The sequence below is a fragment of the Paenibacillus lentus genome (genome assembly GCF_042714055.1).
Lineage (GTDB): Bacteria > Bacillota > Bacilli > Paenibacillales > Paenibacillaceae > Fontibacillus > Fontibacillus lentus_A.
Genome location: NZ_JBHGVC010000011.1, coordinates 101,646 through 119,244 on the forward strand (window position 1 = coordinate 101,646; position 17,599 = coordinate 119,244).

At 43.4% G+C, this 17,599-nt stretch carries 11 protein-coding genes and 1 pseudogene; 1 reads left to right on the forward strand and 11 read right to left on the reverse strand.

Going from position 1 to position 17,599, the window contains the following annotated elements; all coding sequences use genetic code 11:
- Positions 1 to 16: 16 nt before the first annotated feature.
- From ACE3MQ_RS21355 to ACE3MQ_RS21365, 3 genes are all read right to left on the reverse strand, one after another.
- A complete protein-coding gene (locus tag ACE3MQ_RS21355; protein ID WP_379396472.1) occupies positions 17 to 1,252 on the reverse strand; it encodes a PTS sugar transporter subunit IIC in 1,236 nt (411 codons plus the stop codon).
- A 213-nt stretch (positions 1,253 to 1,465) separates the two neighbouring features.
- Positions 1,466 to 3,961 (reverse strand): GH39 family glycosyl hydrolase, encoded by a 2,496-nt coding sequence (locus ACE3MQ_RS21360; RefSeq protein WP_379396474.1) that lies wholly within the window; start codon positions 3,959 to 3,961, stop codon positions 1,466 to 1,468.
- A 601-nt stretch (positions 3,962 to 4,562) separates the two neighbouring features.
- Complete coding sequence (locus ACE3MQ_RS21365) at positions 4,563 to 5,750, reverse strand: multidrug effflux MFS transporter (RefSeq protein ID WP_379396476.1); 1,188 nt, start codon at positions 5,748 to 5,750, stop codon at positions 4,563 to 4,565.
- Positions 5,751 to 6,075: 325 nt separating this feature from the next.
- Between ACE3MQ_RS21365 and ACE3MQ_RS21370 the strand changes: the two are divergent.
- Positions 6,076 to 6,194 (forward strand): annotated as a pseudogene (locus ACE3MQ_RS21370) (sulfurtransferase); the annotation flags it as partial.
- A 149-nt stretch (positions 6,195 to 6,343) separates the two neighbouring features.
- Here ACE3MQ_RS21370 and ACE3MQ_RS21375 read toward each other — a convergent pair.
- From ACE3MQ_RS21375 to ACE3MQ_RS21410, 8 genes are all read right to left on the reverse strand, one after another.
- Positions 6,344 to 7,978: a beta-N-acetylhexosaminidase gene (locus tag ACE3MQ_RS21375; RefSeq protein WP_379396478.1), complete on the reverse strand. Its 1,635-nt coding sequence runs from the start codon at positions 7,976 to 7,978 to the stop codon at positions 6,344 to 6,346.
- Positions 7,968 to 9,338: an FAD-dependent oxidoreductase gene (locus tag ACE3MQ_RS21380; RefSeq protein WP_379396480.1), complete on the reverse strand. Its 1,371-nt coding sequence runs from the start codon at positions 9,336 to 9,338 to the stop codon at positions 7,968 to 7,970. The genes ACE3MQ_RS21375 and ACE3MQ_RS21380 overlap by 11 nt, the downstream gene beginning before the upstream one ends.
- Positions 9,339 to 9,368: 30 nt before the next feature.
- Positions 9,369 to 10,568 (reverse strand): GNAT family N-acetyltransferase, encoded by a 1,200-nt coding sequence (locus ACE3MQ_RS21385; RefSeq protein WP_379396481.1) that lies wholly within the window; start codon positions 10,566 to 10,568, stop codon positions 9,369 to 9,371.
- A gap of 20 nt (positions 10,569 to 10,588) precedes the next feature.
- Complete coding sequence (locus ACE3MQ_RS21390; RefSeq protein WP_379396483.1) at positions 10,589 to 11,527, reverse strand: zinc-dependent alcohol dehydrogenase; 939 nt, start codon at positions 11,525 to 11,527, stop codon at positions 10,589 to 10,591.
- 79 nt (positions 11,528 to 11,606) lie between these two features.
- Complete coding sequence (locus tag ACE3MQ_RS21395; protein WP_379396485.1) at positions 11,607 to 13,853, reverse strand: helix-turn-helix transcriptional regulator; 2,247 nt, start codon at positions 13,851 to 13,853, stop codon at positions 11,607 to 11,609.
- Between the two features lie 58 nt (positions 13,854 to 13,911).
- Positions 13,912 to 14,775 carry a carbohydrate ABC transporter permease gene (locus ACE3MQ_RS21400; RefSeq protein ID WP_379396487.1) on the reverse strand — a complete coding sequence of 288 codons (864 nt, stop codon included), beginning with the start codon at positions 14,773 to 14,775 and terminating at the stop codon, positions 13,912 to 13,914.
- Positions 14,769 to 15,671: an ABC transporter permease gene (locus tag ACE3MQ_RS21405; RefSeq protein WP_379396582.1), complete on the reverse strand. Its 903-nt coding sequence runs from the start codon at positions 15,669 to 15,671 to the stop codon at positions 14,769 to 14,771. Before ACE3MQ_RS21405 ends, ACE3MQ_RS21400 begins: the two co-directional genes overlap by 7 nt.
- 160 nt (positions 15,672 to 15,831) lie before the next feature.
- The gene (locus ACE3MQ_RS21410) at positions 15,832 to 17,448 is read right to left on the reverse strand and encodes an extracellular solute-binding protein (RefSeq protein ID WP_379396489.1); all 1,617 of its coding nucleotides are present in this window, start codon (positions 17,446 to 17,448) and stop codon (positions 15,832 to 15,834) included.
- Positions 17,449 to 17,599: the final 151 nt, after the last annotated feature.

Sequence of the window (17,599 nt, forward strand, 5' to 3'; positions counted from 1 at the left end):
CTCTCCTATCCTTTAACTATTCAGCAGCAAGCTGTTCCTTCTTAAGCTCTTGCTTGTCGTATACTTTGAAGAACGGGAACCAGACGAAGAACATCTGAAGCAATACAACCGCCAGAAGCACGACGCCCTTGAACCCCGTTAAGATGTACGTTGAGATGCCGATCGGCGTGTACCAAAGCTGGAATACTTTACTTGGGATATCTACAAGCCCGAGATCAAGTACGATGTAGACAATAATCGGCGTAATGATGCCGTTGATCCACATCGGGATCATTAGAATCGGGTTAAAAGCGACCGGAGCCCCGTAAATGACCGGTTCATTAATATTGAACAGGGATGGTACAATCGTTGCTTTCCCGATCGATTTCAGTTTTTTCGATTTAGCGAACAGGAACCAGACGATTAGCGGCAGAGTCGCCCCTAGTCCGCCGACGCCGACCCAGCCGGAGAAGAAGGTCTCGAACGTATTGATATTGACAGGATCCAACCCTTGAGCAACGAGTGAAGCATTCTGTTCAATCGCCGGAATCCAGATCGAGTAGAAGATCGGAGTCATCACCCACGGGCTGACACCAAAGGAATAGAGCAGAACTCCGATGAAGTTGAACAAGACGAAGCCCGCAAGGGTCTGGCTAATCGTTTGCAACGGGTTGAAGATGGTAACGATTAGAGCGAACATATCAAAATGCAATTGATAGGTCAGAACCCAGCCGATGACCAGAATCAGAGCAATCGGGACAAGGAAGTCAAACCAGTCTTTAATAAATTCAGGCAATGTCGTATCTTTCTTAAAAAATGAGAATCGATTGAAGGCATTGATAATAACAGCTACGAATACACCTACCAAAAGAGCGGTAACCATTCCGGATGGGCCGAATCGTTCAAGGACGAATTGTACCGTTCCGTCGTCATGGAAGGTTGGTTTGAGCAGCATCAGGAACAAAGATAAGCCGGTTGCGCCCGCAATGAGCTTGATCTTGTCGTGTCCCTTCTTCTGCATGACGATATATGGCGTTAGAAAAGCAATAAAAATCCCAAGTAATCCGAAGCTGAATGTCGTGATAGGTGACAGATCGGGCATACCTGGGATGAAATCATTCAGAATGGACACTAATGTAATTAGTGATCCAATGAAGATCATCGGCAGTGTAACCATGATTGCTTCCTGAATGGAATCCACCCAGACATTCTTCGTAAATGCTTCTAATCGTGGGGCGAAATTCTCTTCCATCCACTTCATTAGACGTTGCATTATGATTCCTCCTATATCGTTAGGCTTTGTATTGATTAATTACATGCTCATTATAATCAAACTTTGATAGCGCTTTCTCGTCCTTCCTTGTCCTGTGTAGGTTTGTTTTTTGTCGTTTTCGTTACCTCCAAACTAACATGCTACATGCATCGCCCAGCTATACAGCAAAAAACACCTCTTCATTCGAAGAGGCGTTCCTAAACTCATTGTATGTCAATATTGGATCTGCAGGGTCAACAGCAGTATGCCATGCGGGGGTACGATATAGGTGTGCTCAAAGTGCTCTGCTGCGGGTATCCATTCGATTTGCATTTCTGGAACACTCCTATGCTGCAAAAATTGCAGCTCTTCCTCCGTCGGACTAACCGGTGCGCCTAGGCGCAGCCACTCGTCGAAGACAGATCCGTGTTCACGATCCAGCCGGTAGCTTGTCAATTTATAGCGGTGATCCAGTTCGTCCAGCTTGAGATGGTATGAGCGATTGCCTTTTTCCTCAAAAATGGTATACCGGCTTGTCTCCGTCAATCCCGACCAGTCGCCGCTGGCGAAGAGTTGATCCACATGGGTGTAATTATACATCAATATTTGCAGGCTTTCGTTTCGGCCGCTCGTTACGACATACCCATCGCCTTGGGATAAAATACGATCCCCCAGCTTGGCCAGCAACTCGAAGGCGTAATAACTGGGTTTCTTCAACCCGTTACGGTTCATGAGACCGAAACCACCATAAAAAATCGAGGAAGGTACTTGGCTCTCCTCAAATACGTCCGTAAATGACCAGAAGGCAATAGATTCTAATGTACCTATTGTCTGCAGCGCATGATGAACGACAAAAGCCCCCATGAACATCGTATCGTGAATCAAATTGCGGTCATAGAGAGAGAAGTTCCACTCCGTCATATGAAGCTCCAGTTCCGGCAAAACCATCCCCGCAAGCTTCGACTTCAGACGCTTCACGCTGTCCAAATAGTAAGCAGGCGGCATGAGCGTCGTGAGCTTAGCTTGCTCCTCTTTCTGATTCGGATATTCAGAATAGACATGGAATGAGAAGAAGTCGATCGGTGCTTGCCTGCTGCTGCAGAAATCAATGAATTCCTCAGCCCAGTTGTCGTTCCAGAGGGAGCCGTAGCCCATAGCAGGCCCGCCTACGCGGAGCCTAGGAGAAATCGACTTGATGGCTGCTGCCGTCTCGGCATAGAACTTAAAATATTCCTGCTTGGTGCCCGCCCAGCATACACCGGATAGATCAGGCTCATTCCATACTTCAAAGTACCACGTTGATACCTCCTCCATGCCGTAGCGGTTCAAGCAGTGGCGCACGAATTCCCGGACAAGCGCATTCCACTTATTCTGGTCTTTCGGCGGAGCAATATGCCCTCTCCACCAGAAGATCGTCTCCTTCGAGCGGGCAAGTGCCGAAGGCATGAAGCTTAGGGCGACGAACGGCCGACTGCCTGCCTGAAGCAGGAAATCGTACAGCTTGTCGACATAAGCCCAGTTGTAGACGGGCTCCCCATCCTCCGACTCCGAATACACCATCATCTCATCATTAAAAATGCCGTGGAAGCGGATATGCGTGAACCCGAGTCTGCGCTGAAGCTCAAGGAATTGCACCTGCCAATCGGCACGCAATCCTTCAACCGCTCTTCCAGCCGTGGTAAGCCAATTCCAATGCTTCGCATAAGGAGTACCTGCGGCCTTTTTATGGATAAGGATTTCCACTTGATCGTAAATGACGCTTGATGCTGAGGATATGGCAGTCGATTCTTGAGACGGCTCCAAATACCGGTAAAGCGACTCCATTGCTTGAATCGTATCCACCTCATAATAATCGGCACTTGGCGATTCCTCGTAAGTAAGCGGTTTGCGGGTAGGATCCACAGACTTTGCCTCTATAAAGGCCTCGCGAAAAGCGCCGGGAGTAGAGTCGTATTTTTCTTTAAAATATTTATTAAACAGCTTGACGTTCGCAAAGCCGCAATCGAGAGCGATCTGGGTTACGCTGTGATTAGTGTTCATCAATGCATTGACCGCTTTCTCCAATCGGACAGAAGTCAAATACTTCTGAAATGGGATACCGATTTTATCGCTGAAAAAACGGGAGAAATAATGCAGGCTTAAATGCTCCTGATCGGCAATCGATTGCAGCGTAATCTTCTGGCTGTAATTGCGGTCGATAAATTCCAAAACACGATTCAGGCGCTGATAATCATAATCTTTGACATTGCTCCGCTTCTCTTCCGTCATATGCATGGAGAAATAGCGCATGAGATGTCCCGCCAGCATGTACAGAAGACCCATTGAATAATTCCGGCTGCCCTGTGTCTTCTTGCTCGCTTCCCAGGCCATCTGTGCCAAATAGCGGCGAATGCTATCATATATGTCCCGGTTCTCTGGCATCTGATACAAAGAATTGCAGGCCACAGCCCTATGCTCATCCAGCAGCTCCGGGCTAAATTGGAGCGTAAGCAGGACATTGTCCGGATTCGAGCGCTCGATCTGATGAACAGACATGCTGTTCACGACGATAATATCGTCCTGGCTCAGTTCATAATTCCGCTGATCCAGATGAATCGTAATCGCGCCCTGCAGAACATAGATAATCTCAACTTCCTTATGCCAATGAAAAGGTACATACGCGACGCTGTTCACGAACAGCCTGATCGGCAGATCCTCTTGATAGTCAATAAATTCGTAGAGATAACTCATCGGCAAGGCCTCCTTTTTACGCAATATATAGTTCCTTCGACTTCTGCAAAATAATGAAGAAGAATCATCTTTATTCTTGAGGTTCAAAGCTATTTTATTCGTAAAAGGACAGCTTCTTGGAACTATTGAAGCATATTTCAACTCTCAGTGGAATAAAAAAGAGAACCCCCGAAGAATTCAGGGGCCATCTCTTCTATATAAGTTGAACTACAGATTTTACGGTAAAAACAGCCGTTTGTACGACTTTCCAACTTGTACGACTTTTCGTACAAAACTGCCGCAACCGAGCGCCTCGAGATTTCTTTGTACGATTTCTCATACAAGTTCTTGCTGAGGACGATTTCGGGAGCGCATTTGTACGATTTTTCGTACAAAACTGCCGCGACCGAACGCCTCGAGAACGCAGTTGTACGATATTTCGTACAAACTACTGCAGCCGACAAGGTCGGATGCCGCTTGTTTTTACCTCCGTATAACCATCCGTTGAATAACATGGAGAACGATGGCAGTGGCCATAAGGCGGATATGAGAAATAAGGTTAGAAGAAGCCATACTGCAAATGAATACCTTTAACGTTCACCCAAATTCATTACAATGCCAGCTACCTCGCCTCGTATCCCACAAGCCGCCTGCTTACAAGGACCATGACGATAGCCAGACCAAGAAAATACAACGGCATCGTTACTAACGAGCCATTGTGAAGAAGGCTCATGCCGCTGGTGATCAGGCTAACGACAACGTAATAGCCCAATCCGAAGATCGCTCCTGCCGTACCGAGAACATCCCCATAATGGATCAGCGCCAGACTGAGGCAGTTCGGAATAGCCATCCCGATGCCGAGCAGAAGAATAAATATACAGGCTACCATAAGCGCTAGATCGGTCATCGTGGCGTTGATCCCGCTGACAGCAAAGCATGTGAGACTAGCAGCTCCCACCGTTGAAATGATTGAGCCGAACATGATAATTTTCTCTGCCTGGAGCCGGGTAAGCAGTTTTTTCGACAGCATCGCACCCAAAATGGATGACAACGCAACAAAAATACCGAAGAAACCAAACCTGCCGGGACTCATCTGAAAATAGCCAATAAATATAAACGGGGCTTCAGCATAGTAACTAAATAATATACCGTTGGTTGCTCCGATGAGAAAACCGAACCCCCATACCCTGCGATCAGTGATCAGACGCTTGGCTACAGAGAAGGTGTTGATTCTCGTTGTCGCCGTCACTCTGGTCTCAGGCAGAGAGATCCAGGTATACGTTAGAATAGCTGCACTCATCAAAACCAGCGTGAAGAACACCGCTCTAAAGCCAAGCGATTGATCCACCCATCCGCCAATGAGCGGCCCTATGGCAGGAGTAAACGCAAGCGCTGCTGAAATCTGGGCAAACACCGCATGGCGCTTCGCACCATCAATGCTCTCGCGCAAAATCGTCTGTGTAACTACAGAGCCGGTGCTGGCACCAAAAGCCTGAATGAATCGGCATAACAATAAACATTCGGCTGAGCCGGACAGATAACAACCCAAGCTGCCGATCCCATATACCAGGATACCCCAAAGCATGGCTGGTCGCCGTCCAATGGAGTCCGAAAGCCTTCCCCAGCAAAAAACACCGAAGGCAAAACCTAAAAAGTAAATACTGAGCGTAAGCTGAATTGCATTATTGCTTGCTCCTAATTGATGGGCAATGTCCGGCAATGAAGGTGTATATATCGTTTCGCTAATCTGCGGAAAACCTACAAGAATAATTAACAACAATAATGATGGATTTGAGATTTTTCTTTGCACAGCTAATTTCCCCCTTATCATTCAAAAATCTCAAAGAGCTGGCAAAGAAATTACGGGATTGGGGGTTTGCATTTGATCAATCTAGAGAATGAAAGCATGAATGTTCACCTTTTTTCTTAATTTCACCTTTTTTCTTAATAAGGGGGTATATCTAACGAGTATTATAACAGAATATCAAAAAATACTGCGAGTATCTAGGAGCGATTATTACAAACGGAAAGCAGCCGAGCCTTCACAAAGGGAGAAGCACAGACAGAAGCATATCATTATTCCTTCCCTAAATTAAACATTTTTTGATATATTTTCATCGACACAACATCACTGTGCCTGCCCGGACGTGATCGCATTGGAGGAAGGCGGATTACGAACGTTAAGCTGTATGCCGGAAGCTGGAACGATTGGATCAGTTATGAGGAGAATTCCATTGCTACTGGAAAAGAGTAAAAACAAAGAACCCGCGTCGGACGCGGGTTCTTTGCAGGTTGGGGCTATGGTGATGTATTAAGCCAACCTAGAGCTTGATCAGATCGATTGGGTCGTAGCTCATGGCGTTGATTCTATGGCGTAATCATCCTAACTCGCTTTGATCCAGTTTATTGCTCAAGCCATCGTTGCTTTAGGATATCCGTATAATTAAGGATATGTTGTGCATATCGATAAGGCTCTAAATCTGGATTAAGCCCGGATCGCTGCAGGATGCTCTGTATACTGCTCCCTATATCCTCAAGAGTTGCAAGAATCATCTCTCTTTGCTCCTTGCTAGCATCGGCCTCTTCAGGATCTACAACTCTTGCAGGAAATAAGAGAGCATTCCATGATGTTATGCAAGGTAGCTTGGCTTCAATCACTTCGAATAAAGCTTGAACTGCGGCTCTTTCACTCTCAGGATAACAGGAGTAATAGTCGCTAAGAATTTCCTCCATTTGATCACTCCACAACGCTTTACAAAATACATAGCTGTTAAATCCATGTACCCATTTCCACGGATAAGGATCAGCACCTCGATACGGAACGACTAAGTTCACCATACCGAGCAGGTTCTGCTTCTCGTAATATGCTATGTCCTTCAGAATGCGCTGTGGTAGAAAAGGGAACAAGTTCGTCAGCATGAAATGATCGCTATAGTATTCAAAGATAGTTAGCTTACGCTCCGTGCTTTTAAGCCTATGTGCCCAATCCTCTAACGCTTCTTTCGCCCTTCGATCACTTTCATGCGGACTGTTATCGTATCCGTACCGATAATCCCGACCCCAAAAAGCATAAAGTGTGTCGACTTCAGTAGATGGCTTTACTTCACTTCGCTCTAGCATATTCCAAGCTAGGCCTGCGTTATAGGCAATATGTTCTACTTCTACATCTAGTCCAGATTGACATAAGCTAGCCTTCAATTTTTCCGTAAATTGTACGTAATATTCGAGGAAGCCTTCTGTTTGCCGATCCGCGATGTCTTCCGGCCACAGCGATATTCGAGTTAAATTGGGCACGGTATGACAGTATGCTGTAATATCCTGTAGAAACAGGGTTTGCCATGTACTATCTTTGAAGTTCAGCTGTGACTTGGCTGTATACGGATGATCTGCTTCGGCATTCAGATCCTCGTATTCTTTTTTATTCAAAAAAAACTTCATACTATGACCGCCGAGCGTGACCTGGATTCCGCGTTTGATCAATTCGGGAGCAATTTCTTCACCCACTTGGTTCCATAATGAAAAAGTAAAGAACATTTCATTGATTTTATTGTGACCAAACCAATCGATCATTTCTTTTAAGTAGTGTGGCTCATTGATTGTTTCGAATACAAACCCTCTGCGTTCCATTCTTGGAGCATACCATCGAATTTTCTCTCGAGCAGGTTTTGAATCTACCGGATAGTGCTGCTTCATGTTAGAAGTGCTAGATGTCGAACTAGGATATACGGTGTGAAGGCCCCAAGCCTCCTGCGCGTATTGATATACAGCGTATAATGCTGCTCGCTCTGATTTGCCTGAAAGAACAATCTTGTTCTCCGTCTCATAGATGACGAATTCATCACTAAAGCCAGAGTCTCTCCATTCATCCACGCCTAGCAGTTCTGGTTGCCCATTCTTCAGCTCTTCCCATGTCCCGACCCACACCTCATCAGTAGGCATAGTTGCAGCCCTACCGGAGAGCTTCAACAATCTGTTCCATTCTTCGCAAGCAAAAGCAAGTACAGGATGATTACTTTGTATGATTAGCTTACTCATCATGAACAACCCTCTCCACCAATCCTAGTTCAGCATTCCCTTCTATTAACCGTTCCTGCAATTCAAGAATAGGAACCTCCGCCGCAGCACAGTTATACAGTGCAGCCATCGCAGCTGCGGTGCCTGCGGCCTGACCAATCGCCATACAGCTAGGAGTCAAACGGGTCGTAGCCTGAGCCTCATGTGTCGTGGAGATACATCTACCAGCTAATAATAAATTTGAGTTATTTAGCGGAACAATGCTGCGATACGGAATATCGTATGCGCCGCCTTCCCGAATAAAATTAGCAGTGACACCTTTACCCTCTGGATTATGAATGTCAATTGGATAACCACTTCGAGCAATAACGTCATCAAATCTTTTACCATCTAATACATCGGTGCCATTCAACATATATTTTCCGATAATTCGTCTTGACTCTCTAACCCCGATCTGAGTTCCAACCGCTGTAACACTAGCATTTTGAAATCCCGGAATGGATTTTTGAAAGAACGCCTCTAACAGCAGTACTTGTTTGCGTCCCTCGATCTCTGCCTCGGTCAAATCCTCAACATTCGTTGGATCCAAGCCGGACACCCGGGATACGTTTACAAGCACCTCATCCTCACCCGGTCCGCTAAAAAACAAGATACCATCACGTTGGATATGAAGAGCTGCATCCCTCCACTTTGAATAGAACCCCATAACTCCTGTAAGAGGCAAGATATTCAACTCCGAAATCAATGATTTTTCGTAGAATTCTGTAGGATTCTCTTGCATATATTGCTTGACCTGATTCAGATCAACGCCCTTCATACGAAACTTCATTGTCATCGGCTGTACTTTTTGTTCGAGATTTCCCTGCTCCCAGGGAGCGCCTGCCATGTAAGCAATATCTCCCTCTCCTGTTGCATCAACAAACACCTTTGCTCGGAGCGTCGATATTCCACTTTTATTGTAAAGAGAAATACCACGTATACGATCTCCCTCGGTTTGGACATCAATAGCCGCTGTATGCAGTAATATATCTACTCCCGCTTCCTGAAGCATGTCGCAAGACAAAACCTTGTATACCTCAGGATTGTAGGGCGTCAATGTATGAACAAATCCAACAGTATCCCTTAAGTGACCAGGGGATGCGCCAAGAGCTATCAACCGATCTACAATTTCTTGAGCGATCCCTTTAATAACTTGCTCACCCGTTGCCGTATGAAAGGTCATCCATGGGTATACCATCGCAGCGGTAGACATACCGCCAAGGAAGCCATAACGCTCTACGAGAATCGTCTTCGCTCCATTTCTCGCCGCGCTAATGGCAGCCGTAATTCCCGCCGGACCTCCTCCAAGAACTGCTACATCGTATTCTTTTTGCAATATAGACAATAGATTTCATTCCCTTCATGATTAAAAACTTTAAAACCTATCTAAATTGTAAAAGACAGGGTTTTGCTTCGGAAAGAGAGCCCCAAGCACAGGGTCATGAAGTGCTTCTGGGTTAGAGTTATCACAGCCTTGAAACAGTAAGATCGTAAGTTCCTCTTGGGTTAATGTTATTTTTGAGTATTCAATCCCTTGCCGTGGATCAGCCTCGATCGATATCTGTCCGTCCAAATAATGAATATATGCTTCTTGTCCTGCGCAGTCCAATCGGATCTGCAGGGATTTCCCGGCATATGCTTTGTTATTTTGCAGCCTCTTTTGTAAAAGGGCAGCCAGCTTGGCCAGTAAAGGCTGGAGCCTGATTATCTTCCACATCATATAGCGTTTCGTCTTCTTCTCTGCTCCCCATGAGGTTAATTTTTCGGTTAAATGATGATCTTCGGGAAGGTATGCTAGTATTCGGTTGACCTCAGGACGCTGTTCAACCAAAGCGTGAAACAAGGGAATAACTGCACTTTCCTCGCCCTTGAGATAACCTAATTCCTCCAGATAGGCAGCCCCGTCCTCTGTCTGCTCAGAAATATGCCCATAAGCTACGGTAACCCCATTACGTATAGCCAAAAAACAGGTAGACGCTTTCCATTTAGGCCATTGGAGCCGATCATTCCAGTGGGCCGCCGGCCTAATCACCGTGCAGGTTCTGGTCTCGTTAAATTGCTTATATATATTAGAAATATCATCCATATGGGTCGGATCAAACGGACGGATATCATAATTTGAGCTACTGTTCACCGTGATGTTTGCCTTATTTAATTCATATAAAGTTTGAGGAAAGGTACTCCAACCCGATTTTTCGTAAAAAGGGGTAATGATAGCAAAAAGCAATGAAAGGTCATATTCCTGCTGCTCCATCCATTCAGTTAAGCGATGCAGCATTTGTTTGCAATATCCCTTCCCTTGATACTCGGGAACTGTGGCTACACTCCCTATTCCTCCGACTTTCACTTCTGCGTCCTCAACACGGATGTCGAAAGGAAAAACTTGTATAGTAGAAGCGATAGCCTCTTGCTGCAGCGTAATCCAGGTAGTAGAGCTATCATAAGCTGAATCATGATCTAGACGCATTTGAAAAAAATCTCTTCCAACGGAGAAAGCGTTTCCGAGAATGTCATAGACGGATTCCAACTCAGCACGATTTGCAATGCTGCGAATCTCAAGTTGATCGTTTATCACTGAAAATACAAGCCTCCATCCTAGTATTTGATGACTGTAGCGATCGTTTCCGTTGGCGTCCTATAATTCATATAGGCTTCTTCAGCGTCATCTATTGAATAGAGATTAGTTATGAGGTTCTTAATCGAGATTCGCCCGTCTGCTAACAAACGAATGTATTCCTCAACATTTCTACCTTCCGTCCAACGAACATGACCGATCGGATAATCTTTATTCTCTCTTTCATACTGAGGATCATACCGACCTGGACCACCAGCGCGCGAGATGAGCACTTGAGCTTCTTTTCCGAACATTAGCTCTCTAGAGAACTCAGCTGTTAGATCACCGACAATAACGATTTTCCCACGATCGCGAATCCATTTGAGCGAGCTATTAATCAATTGTTCTCCCGATCCGCTTGCACAATGCAAGACAGCATCTACCCCGTAACGTCCCGCCGCATCGGCTAATCCTTCTTCCATCTCCGCTTGACTGTGATACATATGAGAGAATCCACGCTCTTGAAGCATAGCTACCCGATCCTCTCTCAGATCCAAGCCTATGGTTCTATAAGCCACAGTTTGAGCAATCTGTGTGATAATGTTACCTAGAATACCAAGCCCGACGATGACAACGGACTCTCCAAATTGCAACTGAGCTACACGAAGTGCATGAATTGCAATCGCACCAAGACCAGCAAAGGCCGCCTCTTGTGGATCGACATGGTCAGGCACAACAGTTACCAAATTAGCTGGAACAGCCAACCATTCCGCATGATGCACATAGGGGGCGCCATAGCAGGCTACGCGTTGACCCACTTGAATATGCTGAATACCTTCGCCTACTTGTTCGACAATTCCCACTGCATTGTAGCCTAACGTGACGAGTCGATCAGATGCCTGTCTAACCAATATCATCTCCGTGCCAGGACTAATAGCCGAATATTCAGTCCGTATAAGCACATGACCGTGCAATAACATCGGTTTCTCCCTCACTGTTATGATAATTTTTCCGTTTTGAGTAGTAATCGTCTTCATCTCGTATTTCACTCCAGACCTATCATTTCATATTTTGTTTTCGATATTCACTCGGAGAAATGCCAAAATACTTTTTGAATGTCGTCGTAAAGGTCGAAGAATTTAAATAACCCGTCTTCTCTCCAATTTCACCAATGGATAATAAGCTGTCCTTCAGCAACTCCCTGGCGTGTGATAATCTCACTTTATTAAGATATTCGACATAGTTGATGCCAAACGTCTTCTTAAAGTAACTCGAGAAATATTTTGGCGAGGTTTCCACAACCTCCGCAATATGATCTAAATATAAGTTCTCCATATAGTGCAGCTCGATGTACCGAGAAATAAAGCTAGGATTCAGTTTATTAGTTTGTTCAGACTTACTATGTTCGGAAATGTGCTTCGCTACATCTATAAGCGCTTTCTCGACATCCAAATAATGATGTGCGTAATCTATCTTTCGTAAAAACTGTTGTTCAAAATTATACATTTCATTGTCAGCGTTAGCAGTATCCTCTGCATGTCTCAGCATATACATGAACATCGTCTTAGCAATATGAGCCATTTGATGATGATGCACATTTCGAGCTGCGTTCTCCCTGAACGTCTCAGAAATAATCTCTTTGCCTTCTTGCAGCTTTCCATTTGAAACGTAATTAGATAGCTTCTCGATTTTATCGAAAGGGAAATACAGACTCCATTTGTACTGAATCTTCTCAACATCCAGTACATTAGACTTTTCGTTAACTATTCTATATAGCATGCCATTTACCACGTTACGATACGCTAACTTATAATTCTCAAATTCTGTAGCGTATAGCTTGCTTACACTAACATAGATTGAATAGCCTACCAACTCTCCTTGTTCCAGGTTAGTAAACAATAGTTTCAAACGCTTTAACAACACTGCACGTTCATCTGGTTTAATGCCCACAAGCGAGACGAATTTCAGGTTGTTATCGTAGAATACCTGAACATCACTTTGTTCTTTCAACAAAGCTGCATTGATAACGGCTATGATCTTCTCTATTGATAATGTTGCTTGCTGTTCCGTACTCTTCACATTTAAATGAATCATGAGCAACACAAAGTACTCGCTGCGTAAAATATCTCTGCAATATTTTTGCATCTCTAGATCATGCTCCGAAGTGGAGTAAGCATGTTCATCCACTGCTTGAAAAAACACATCTCTTCGCACTGCCAATTCCATATACTCCATTTGTTTCTTGGTAGAGTCGATTTCCATTTGCATTTTTACAATACCGCTTAATATTTTTCGGAAATCATTCCCTCTACTGTTGCCGCCGCCTAACTGACGAATAATTTTCTTGACAGGCTTATTTAAATAGACACTTAGAAGTACAGATATCAAGACCGCACAGATGATAGCCGATAACATAATCATTTTGTTTGCTTTTGTTACTGAATCAATATTGTGGAATTGATATGGCGCTTTATCGATATACACAAATCCGTTAAAATCGGATTTATATATGTTATATTGATAATCTTTTTTTGTTAAAGTGGCTTCATGAAATGAATTGAAATATACATCATCAAACACGCCAGATAAATCGGAATTAGCATCTGTACTAAGAATGACTCTGCGCTCTTGATCAAGTACGATAAGTGAAGCACCTGGAATCATCAATTCCTGGTTCACATACTTCAATAAAGCGGCCTCATCTATTAAAATAATTATATTTTTATTCGAAATACGAACCTTATTACCACCAACTGCGACCATAAGCTTTTTTCTATGCTGAGACGTATCCGTTGCGACTTTAAAATATTGTCCTGCCAATACTTTGAATGAATTTTTCCCCTTTGCATAAGTCCGCCAATAGCTCTCATTGTACAAATCATGCTTGTATTTGTTCTGGAACAAATGGCTAAGACTACTTGAGCCGGTTGAGGTGATGGCTAGATCCATGTCATCATAGAAAACAATCACTTCTTCAATGAAGTCAACTGAAGAGACAAGCGTAGCAATACTCTCTTGCATCGTGTAAACCTTTAGCATGTCAATACGTCCGTCTTCTTCCGACTCTAGACTGTTATAAGGAAGTCCATGAATAGAGTGAATAATGTTGTTAATCGATCGAAAGCTATTGTCGAACGATTGAATCATTGTCTTTATTGCTAGAGTGTTGTTTTGTGCGACTTTATCATAAATATCAGAAATTGAATTTTTGTATACGAAATAATTGGATACGAACATTATGCCGACGACTAAGAGCAACGAACAAAAGATTTGAATGATGCCCAAATTTGTGATGTAACGCTTCAAGTAGTAGCCATCCCTTCCGTCATGTTTCTTTGTCCAATTAAGTATACACCAATAAATCTCAACCCTTCTCGGAACCTAGCATTACACCTTGTGCAAAGTATTTTTGAACAAATGGATAGATCATTAACACAGGGATCATCGACAGCACAATTGTGGCATTCTTCTTCGACTGAGGCGCTAAGGCTGCCGCATCGACAAGTCCTGTACCACTACCATCATTAAAAATAAGCATATCTCTTAATACGACCTGAAGCGGGTACAAACTTTGTTCATTCAAATAAATCAATGGGAGGAAGAAGCTGTTCCAGTGTCCCATGAAATAAAAGAGCCCAATCGATGCAAGCGCCGGTTTAGAGAGCGGAATCAAGATATTAAACAATATCCGATACTCGGAAGCACCATCAATAAGTGCCGCTTCACGGACTTGCGCAGACATATTCTCATAGAAGCTTTTCAGAATAATTAATTCCATTGTCCAAATCGCATTAGGGATAACCAATGCCCATACCGAATCTGTCAATCCAAGCGTATTAACGATGATGTAGTTTGGAATGATACCTGGATTCAAGAACATCGTTAGCACGATACCAAACATCCAATATTTACGCCAAATGAAGTCGGGGCGGGACAGTGGATAAGCTGCTATAGAAGTAACTAACAAGTTAATGAAGGTTCCGAGCCCCGTATAAAATATTGTGTTTAAATAGGCTCTCGGTATCCGCGTGTCTTTTAGAACCTCCATATAAGCATCTAAGTTAATACCTTTGGGAAATAAGGTGACATGGCCCTGAACAACGGAAGCTGTGTCGCTTAGAGAAATTGCAAGAATATAGAGAATGGGGTAGACCGTAGCAATTCCAATGCAGCATAGGATCAGCCCATTGATTAATCCAAATAGGGAAAATTTTGATTCTCCTACCATAGCCCTTTACCTCCAGCCTTTCTGCTTATGAAGTTTGCCGACAGTAGCATGATCATTGCGACCAATGCTTCAAACATGCCAACAGCTGCAGCATAGCTGTAATTCGCCTCAACTAAGCCTTTTCTGTATACATAAGTGGAAAATACGTCAGCCACTTCGTACGTAGTCGGAGTGTAGAGAAGCAATACCTTCTCATATCCAATTCGAATCATATTGCCCGTTTTCATAATGAAAAGAATAAGAATCGTTGGCATTAGGCTTGGTATCGTAATATGCCACATGCTTCTCAGCCTGCTGCTTCCATCGACCCTTGCCGCTTCATATAGCGTCGGACTAATACCGGCGATCGCAGCTAGGTAAATAATTGCTTCGTAACCCATAAGGGCCCAAATATCGGATGCAACATAAATGGTACGGAACCATTCCGGCATAATCAAAAAGTATATCTTTTCAAATCCAAGCGCTGCAATCAGCTTGTTAATCAAGCCGCTGCTTGGTGATAGAAAGTCTATAACCATACTACTTATAATTACAACAGACAAGAATGATGGTAGATAAGTAAATGTCTGAATTGATTTTTTTAACCATTTCACTCTGAGTTCATTTAGCGAAATTGCTAATAGAATCGGAATTGGAAAACCGAATATCAAAGCGAAAAAACCGAGTGCTAGTGTATTTTTGAATAACAGCAAAAAATCATTACTCGAGAAAAACCTTACGAAGTGCTTAAGACCGACCCATTTACTGCCCATAATTCCTTCGAATACACTGTAATCTTTGAATGCAATAATCAAGCCGTACAATGGTCCATATCGGAAAATAATATAAAATATAAGACAAGGCAGAAATAGGAGCAATAACTGTCTATCTCGTTTCATATGCTTCAGCGTCCGCATGAACGATGCGGTAATCCGTGATAATAAGGATGGCTTATTCAGTGTAAGTCCCTTATCCGTGCTAGGGTTTGGCACGTCTCTTCTCCTCCCGGGTGACGATAAATGGCACTCGGAACATAAATTTCCTCCGTGCCATTCATCGTCCTAATCTTTCTATATATTATTTATTTGCTTCAAAACGTTTTTGAGCTTGGTTGAATACTTCTGCGTATTTACTTGCTCCATTCTTCTCAGCTGTTACTAGCCAATCAGCCCATTCCTTATCTCCATAGTTCTTATTAAGGATATATTTTGAATTGAATTCATTCATCGATTTTTCAATCGATGTTTGCAATTCTGCAATAAGGGCAATCTCATCTTCTGTAAGATTCAATACAGGATCTAGAGGTTCAAATTTATTTGCTGATACCATTTTGTCTTGAGCCTCTTGCTCTTTCTCTGTGTAGTTGTAGTATACAGAGCGTCTATCTGGGTTAAGATACATGCCTTCAATCCACATGCCATAATGCTCTTCTAGTACTTTAATTTCTATGTTAGGCAAGTCGGCTAGCTCCGGGTATACTGGCTTCCCGTTCTCATCAAAGTTAAAGTTCACACCTTCTACACCAAGCGTGATAAGCTCGGAACCCGATGGGCTCGTCAGATAATCTAACAATTTCAATGCAGCTTCTTTATTCTCGTTATTAGCAACGGTGATTCCAAAGTCTGCATTGATTAAAGGCAATGTACGGATATTTCCCGTAGGCCCAATTGGGTTAGCATAACGCAGATCATACTCAGGGTATTGCGAGCTTACTTGGTTGTAGAATAGATCAAGACGTCCAATCCAGTCCCACGTTACGAACGACTTATCTGTAGTCATCTTAGCAGTCCAGGAATCCGTGGTATCTGTCAAGAATTCTTGATCAAGCAAGCCTTCGTTATACAGCTTTTTCAAGAAGTCAAGCATCTCTTTATGCTCTGGCTGAACTCCTGCAAATTTCCAAGTTTTATCGGATTCGGAATAGATAGCAGGGTAGCTCGCTCCTCCAATACCCCAGCCATAGGAAAGATCTTTAAAGATCGTCTCTTTTGTTTTGGATGCCATTGGATATGAATCTGGATAAATTTCTTTTAATTTTTTCAGTGCTTGATAGAACTCTTCCGTGTTTGTCCACTCAGGAATGTTGTGCTTATCGAAAATATCTTTTCTGTACATCATGCCATGGTTAACATCACGATTCATGTTGTAAACCGGCCATGTATAAATGTTGTTATTCTCGTCACCATAGGAATTAGCAACCCAAGGATTTTCATCGACATATAGTCTTTTGAAATTTGGAAGCATATCAACATAATCGTTGATTGCGACTACTGCTTTTTGTTGACCGATTCTCTTCAGCTCATCTCGTTTAAGCCCGTGAAAAATATCTGGAAGCTTACCTGATGCAACAATTAAACGAAGCTTATCCTGGAAAGTAGCCGGGGAGTAATGTTGGAAATCTACTGTAATTCCTGTACGTTTCTCGATTTCCTTAGCAACTAGCTTGTCGTTAAGCGGAGTTTCACTTACAACCATCCAAGTCAACTTTGTTGGTTTATCTACCAGTGGAAGCTTCAACCCGCCAGTATCACCATATTCATTAGTGATATCTTCAACCACCGTATTGGATGGGGCATTTGTTCCTCCACCATTTGAGTTTGTTTCTTTTCCCCCTGCATTTTTTGAACCGCATCCTGCCAAAAGTGTACCGACTAGCACTAGGATGAGTGTCATACTAAGAAGCCTTTTTGACATTGTTATACCTCCCCTTTGAAATAGAAAAAGCAAAGCATTTGTTGTGACCGAAGTGTTCCTTCGGGTAATTCACATTGTAGATCGGTTCAAATATTCCGTAAATAAAGCGTTTTCATTTGCTGTGTCTTTTCGACATCCATCATGGTGGAAA